The following is a 1,118-nucleotide window of genomic DNA, read 5'->3' on the forward strand; positions in this document are numbered from 1 at the left end:
TCGGTCATACTTATCACCGCAGCTCTTGTGTGAAATTGTCTGTGTCGCAACAGCAATCATCAGACAAGGGCTGCTTGCATGATCAACCGGGGTCTGTCCACCGGCCGCGGAGGTTAAATTTCAAGCTTAGAGCACCTATCAGGTTCGGTTGCGGAGTCTTCGCCAGCAGATGAGGGCGGCGGCGAGGTCGAGGAGTCCTTGGTGGATGTCGGTGCGTCGTTCCCAGCGGGTGGCGAGGCGGCGGTACTGGTGCAGCAGGGCCAGGGATTGTTCGACGATCCATCGCCCTGTCACCTTGTCGTGGGTGCCGCGGCGGGGGATGTAGCCGGTGATACGTCGTTGCTGCAGTTCGTCATACACGCGCGGATAGTCGTAGCCCTTGTCCGCGATCAGTGTCTTGATCCGGTGGCGAGGCCGACCCGTTCTGCCGCGCAGCGGCCGGACCCGGTCGAGCAACTCTGGCAGCATCAGGTGGTCGTTGACGTTGGCGCCCGACAGCGCGACCGCGAGAGGTAGCCCGTTTCCGCAGGTCAGGATGTGGTGTTTCGATCCCGTCTTACGGCGGTCGACCGGGCTCGGACCGGTCGCGGCGCCCCTTTTTTCGCCCGCACGTGCGAGGCGTCGGCGATGACCCGGTCGAAATCGATCAACCCGGCGCTGCTGGCGTGGGCGAGCATCGCCTGGTGCATCGCCTCGAACACCCCGACCGCTTGCCAGTCCCGCACCCGCCGCCAGCAGGTCATGCCGGACCCGAAGCCCAGCTCCTGGGGCAGGTCTTCCCACCCGATCCCGGTGAACAGCACGAACAAGATCCCCTGGAACACCAGCCGGTCGTCCATCCGCGCCGGCCCCGGCGTACCCGGCGCCCGGACCGGCAGTAGCGGTTCGATCACTGCCCATAACTCGTCATCCACGACCCACGGCGCCGCCACGACGAAACATACTGCACTGCAACAGGAATCAACGCCACCCAGACGAACCTGTTAGGAGCTCTTAGACCATGTCTCACATGGATGTAATTCGTTCTTGGCGCATTGAGATCGGTTGTGTTGCATGATGTTCGGTCGTGGTGGATGCGTTGTCGCGGCGGCTTGTGCCGGACGAGTTGTGGGATCTGG

At 63.2% G+C, this 1,118-nt stretch carries 1 protein-coding gene; it reads right to left on the bottom strand.

The window, feature by feature from the left end; genetic code table 11:
* Positions 1 to 138 precede the first annotated feature (138 nt).
* Positions 139 to 932, bottom strand: a protein-coding gene (locus IU459_RS37265) for an IS5 family transposase (RefSeq protein WP_440446564.1) whose coding sequence is annotated in 2 segments (ribosomal slippage) — positions 139 to 602 and positions 602 to 932 — 795 coding nt in all. Because the reading frame shifts where the segments join, the coding sequence is not laid out codon by codon here.
* Between the last annotated feature and the right edge of the window lie 186 nt (positions 933 to 1,118).

The organism is Nocardia amamiensis, assembly GCF_015477605.1.
GTDB classification, from domain to species: Bacteria; Actinomycetota; Actinomycetes; order Mycobacteriales; family Mycobacteriaceae; genus Nocardia; species Nocardia amamiensis_A.